This is a genomic window from Methylobacterium sp. WL18 (assembly GCF_008040015.1).
GTDB classification, from domain to species: Bacteria; Pseudomonadota; Alphaproteobacteria; order Rhizobiales; family Beijerinckiaceae; genus Methylobacterium; species Methylobacterium mesophilicum.
On the sequence record NZ_VRVD01000394.1, the window covers coordinates 1 to 4,441 of the forward strand.

A 4,441-nucleotide genomic window follows, 5' to 3' on the forward strand; every position below is an offset into this window, starting at 1 on the left:
GCGCCGGGCCGGCGTCGCGGCGAGCGCCACCAGGGCCGAGCCCAGCATCAGGATCCAGAGGACCGAACCGGTATCCGGCTCCGGACCCGGGCGGGGAGGCGACGCGCGCATGGCTCTACGAAACGGACGTTCCGCGCGGAACTGCCGCGCTCGAAGGCTCAAACGTCGGCGAAGCGCGGCCGTTCCGCGCGTGGTTTCGGGCACGCGCGGCTGCGACGCGCGTTGTGCATCCTATGCGCGATCAGCCACGCCTCGGATTCTGCTGCAAGTTTGTCCTGGATGAGCCGCCCGGCACTCACGCCACCCTCAAGGCGGAGCGCGAGGCCACGCTCCACATGAACCTGACCAGCGTGACGATGGCCCATCTCACCAAGCTGGAGCCCGCCGCCCGGCGGGAGAAGCTCGCCGGGATCGTCGCCCACAACCTCGACGCGCTGGCCCGCCAGATCGCCTGGGTCGGAGCCCGGCCGCCGATCGAGCGCCTGCTGCGCATGGCGAGCAACGTCCTGCCGGGCTACACCCACGCGATCGCCCGGGCGATCTACGCGGAACCCGAGATCGAGGCCCTGGTCCAGCGGAGACTGGCGGAGGCCGGGGCGCTGGCGCGTAAACTCGGCGTGCGCCTGAGCTTCCACCCGGGCCCGTTCTGCCTGCTGGCGAGCCGCAACCCGACCGCCATCGCCAATGGCCTGTCGGAACTCGACTATCACGCCGAGATCTTCGACCGCATGGGCTACGGCGGCGGCTGGCATCCCCACGGCGCCCACATCAACATCCATGTCGGGGCCGGCGACCCGGGCGTCGCGGGCTTCCGGGAGACCCTGCCCCGGGCGAGCCAGGTGGCGCGCAATCTCCTCACCGTCGAGAACGACGAGAACGTCTTCGGGGTCGAGGCGGTGCTGCAACTCGCCGACATCGTGCCGGTGGTGCTCGACCTGCACCATCACTGGGTGCAGAGCGGCGGCGCGTATCTCGAGCCCGACGATCCCCGGATCGCCCGGGTGCGGGAATCCTGGCGCGGCGTGCGGCCGCTGGCGCATATCAGCGTCTCGCGCGAGGCGGTCTCGGCCGATTGCGACCCGGATGCCCTGCCCGACTTCCCGGCTTTGCGCGCCGCCGGCCACGCGGTCCGGGATCTCGCCGCCCATTCCGACATGATGTGGAACCGGGCCGTGAACGACCTCGTCGGCCGCCACCTCGTCTGGGCCGACTTCGAGATCGAGGCCAAGGCGAAGAACCACGCCTCCACGCAGATCGCCCGCCACATCGCCGACCCGGCCCGGGCCGCTGCCATCGCCGCGGAGTGACGGCGGATTCCGGCGTCCTCGACGGACTGGGCTAGCGCCTTGTTCAGGCATGATGATTTCGGAAAATCGGAGTCCACTTCTTTCGCATCATGCGCTAGGCAGCCGGCATGAAGACCGCCGATTGCGACATCCTCATCGTCCCGGGGCTCGGAGGCTCCGACGAGGAGCATTGGCAGGCTCGCTGGGCCGGCCGGCTCGCGACCGCCCGGGTGGTCGCCCAGGACGATTGGCACGCGCCGACCCCGGAGGCCTGGTGCGGGCGGGTCGCCGAGGCTGTCGCCGCCGCGACCCGACCGGTGATCCTGATCGCCCACAGCCTCGGCGTTGTCGCCTGCGTCGCGGCGGCGCCGCGATTCGCGCCCGGAATCGTGCGCGGTGCCCTGTTCGTGGCCTGCCCCGACGTGGAGGAGGCGCCCGACCTGCCCGAATCGGTGCGGGCCTTCGCGCCGATGCCCCTGGACCCCCTGCCCTTCCCGTCGCTCCTGGTCGCGAGCCGCACCGACCCGTATTGCACCTACGACCGGGCCGACGACTTCGCCCATGCCTGGGGCGCCCTCACGGTCGATGCCGGCGAATCGGGGCACATCAACGTCGCGAGCGGCCACGGGCCGTGGCCCGAGGGGCTGATGCGGCTCGCCGGGTTCATGAAGGGGCTGTAAGACGGTCCGCGCCAGGAATTGCATCAGGGGTGGGCTCGCGCTTACGCTGCCGACATGATCCATCCAGATCGCAACGTCTCTGCCCTGTCGCTACTCGACCCAGACCGTCGAGCGGCCCTCGTTGCGCTCGCTGCAGTGCGGGATCGGCAGCCGGTTGATCTGCTAAACGACGCCGTAGATGCCTATCTCGACGTGGATGCGTGGCAGCGTGCCGAGATCGAGGCCGCCCTGCGGGAGGCTGATGCCGGTGATTTCGCTACCGAGGAAGAGGTGGAGGCCGCTTTCAAGCCGCGGTGAGACTGCGTTTCACCCGCCGCTCGCTCCGCGATCTCGACCATGTGCGGTGGTACGTGTCCGAGGCTGATCAGGCCGCGGCCAACCGCGTCATCGTGCGCATACGTGGGGCGATCGAGAGCCTGAAACTCTATCCTCATCTCGGCCGCGCCGGCCGCCTCGCCGGCACACGGGAACTGGTGGTTTCAAGAACCCCGTACGTCGCCCTTACAGGGTGGCCGGCGATGTCATCGAGATCCTGGCCGTCATGCACGGAGCCCGCACTTGGCCGCGCTCCAAATTCTGACGGGACCAGCCCCGTTAACGCGCCGTTTACCCTCGCGGCCTCCAGTGTCGGCTTGGGCGGACCTTCGCCCCGAAGGCGCCCCTGGAGAGCACCGTGACGCGTAAAGAGCTTCTGGAACGACTCGACGTGGTCCAGGCCGCCCTCGGGCAGCGGGCCCACATCAACTTCAACAGCTCGCTGTTCAACGACGCCGCGCTCCTGAAGCGCATCGAGGCGTTCGAGGCGAAGGTCGGCGAAGTCGAGAAGCCGAAGGTGGCCGACTACACCGGCAACATGTTCACGCGCATCGCCAACCGCCGCGCCGCCACGGCAGCCGCGAAGTAGCGGCGTCGGCCTATTTCGATTCGGGCTCTGCCGAGCGCAGCAATTCGCCCGCCACGTCGGCCAGGCGCGGCGGCGCTTCGCGCACGAACGGCAGCGGCCGGCAGACGTTGAGGGCGGCCAGCCCGAACCGGGCGGTCATCAGCCCGTTCAGCACGCCCTCCCCCAGCTTGGCCGAGACCCGGGCGGCGATCCCGAGCCCCAGCACCTGCTGCATCACGCTCTCGCCCACCGCCATCCCGCCCGTGATGGTGAGATGCGCGACCGCCGCCCGCGCCAGCCGCAGGAAGCCCAGGAAACCCGGGCGGCCGCCGTAGATGGCGGCGATCCGGCGCAGCAACCGCACGGCGGCGAAGACCACGAACGCCACGTCCACGATCGCCCGCGGGCTCAGTGCCGTGACCGCCGAGACCTGCTTGGCCGCCGCCGCGATGGCGTTGCGCGCCTGCCGGTCGAGGCCGGCCAGCAGCTCGTGCTCGGCCAGCCCGATCCGGTCGTCCACGTCGAGGATCGCGTCGGCGGCGGCGTCGATCCGGGCGCGGCCCGGGGCCAGGACATCGCGGTCGGCGTAGAAGGCCGAGAGCGCCTGCACCACCGCCTGCGCGCCGGTATGGTCGCGGGTGGCGAGCGCATCGACCGCCGATTGCCGCAGCCGCTCGATCTTCCGCTCGCGCCGCAGCCCAGCCAGCTCCCGGACGATGATCGCCAGGAGTGCCAGCCCGGCGAGCCCCAGCAGCGCGAGCGCCACCCAGCCGAGCCAGGGCGCGGCCTGGAACAGGTCGGCGATCATCCGCTCGATCGACAGGCCGATCCCCAGCGAGACCAATCCGCCGGCCGCCGACAGGAACAGCGTCCCCCAGGGCGAGCGCCGGCGCGGCGCCACCGGCACCGCGACGCCGTCGGCCGCATCGACGATCTCGAACGGCTCCTCGACGATCCGGGCCTGCTCCGGCCGGGCCGCGAGCGGCGTCGTCGCCACGCCCGGCCCGGGCGGCGGCTCGGGATTGATCCGGAAGGCGCGGGGTTTTTGGCCTGAGGACATGGCTTACGGCCTCCCGAGAGGGTTTTTCGGTTTTGCCCTCACGGCGGTGGGCTGTTGGAGCCGGTCGGCGTAGATGCGCCGGGTGCGGTCGCCGAGGTGGGCTGCCGGGCCCATCTGTCGGGCCGTGGATCGTCGGCAGGCTTGCGGTCGATGCCTCAACGTCGACGCGTAAGCGGGTGTCCCCTCGCCCCGCTTGCGGGGAGAGGGCCGCGACGACCTCGTCGTCGGCGCGGCGAGGCGGCAGCCGAAGGTGAGGGGGCGGCTCCGAATGAGTCTCATCCGTTCGCGCCCCCTCACCGCCGCTCCGGCTTCGCCTCTCGCTTCCCGCACGGACGACGAGGTCCGTGCGGGCCTCTCCCCGCGCGCGGGGAGAGGGGAACCCGCGCCTCGTCCGGCTCCTGTGGCATCCCGGAAAGCCACCCTCCCCATCACCCGAGCCTGTCGCCGATCAGAAACTGCATCGCCCGGTCGAGGCGGATCTGCGGCAGGTGGCCGGGGCGGCCGAGGCCGTCGGGGCGGATCAGCGGCGGGC

At 71.2% G+C, this 4,441-nt stretch carries 5 protein-coding genes; 4 read left to right on the plus strand and 1 reads right to left on the minus strand.

The window, feature by feature from the left end; all coding sequences use genetic code 11:
• Positions 1-233 precede the first annotated feature (233 nt).
• The 4 genes from FV228_RS21355 to FV228_RS21375 all read left to right on the plus strand — a co-directional run bounded on the left by FV228_RS21355 (position 234) and on the right by FV228_RS21375 (position 2,870).
• A complete protein-coding gene (locus FV228_RS21355) occupies positions 234-1,307 on the plus strand; it encodes a UV damage endonuclease UvsE (RefSeq protein ID WP_147856447.1) in 1,074 nt (357 codons plus the stop codon).
• Positions 1,308-1,414: 107 nt separating this feature from the next.
• Positions 1,415-1,966 carry an alpha/beta hydrolase gene (locus FV228_RS21360; RefSeq protein WP_147856448.1) on the plus strand — a complete coding sequence of 184 codons (552 nt, stop codon included), beginning with the start codon at positions 1,415-1,417 and terminating at the stop codon, positions 1,964-1,966.
• Positions 1,967-2,020: 54 nt separating this feature from the next.
• Positions 2,021-2,263: a CopG family transcriptional regulator gene (locus tag FV228_RS21365; RefSeq protein ID WP_147856449.1), complete on the plus strand. Its 243-nt coding sequence runs from the start codon at positions 2,021-2,023 to the stop codon at positions 2,261-2,263.
• 376 nt (positions 2,264-2,639) lie between these two features.
• Positions 2,640-2,870: a hypothetical protein gene (locus tag FV228_RS21375; RefSeq protein WP_147856450.1), complete on the plus strand. Its 231-nt coding sequence runs from the start codon at positions 2,640-2,642 to the stop codon at positions 2,868-2,870.
• Positions 2,871-2,880: 10 nt separating this feature from the next.
• Here FV228_RS21375 and FV228_RS21380 read toward each other — a convergent pair whose 3' ends face one another.
• A complete protein-coding gene (locus FV228_RS21380; protein WP_147856451.1) occupies positions 2,881-3,909 on the minus strand; it encodes a TIGR01620 family protein in 1,029 nt (342 codons plus the stop codon).
• Positions 3,910-4,441: the final 532 nt, after the last annotated feature.

Coding starts and splice junctions, on each gene's coding strand:
- FV228_RS21355 (WP_147856447.1), top strand. CDS start 234: ATGCGCGATCAGCCACGCCTCGGATTCTGCTGCAAGTTTGTCCTGGAT.
- FV228_RS21360 (WP_147856448.1), top strand. CDS start 1,415: ATGAAGACCGCCGATTGCGACATCCTCATCGTCCCGGGGCTCGGAGGC.
- FV228_RS21365 (WP_147856449.1), top strand. CDS start 2,021: ATGATCCATCCAGATCGCAACGTCTCTGCCCTGTCGCTACTCGACCCA.
- FV228_RS21380 (WP_147856451.1), bottom strand. CDS start 3,909: ATGTCCTCAGGCCAAAAACCCCGCGCCTTCCGGATCAATCCCGAGCCG.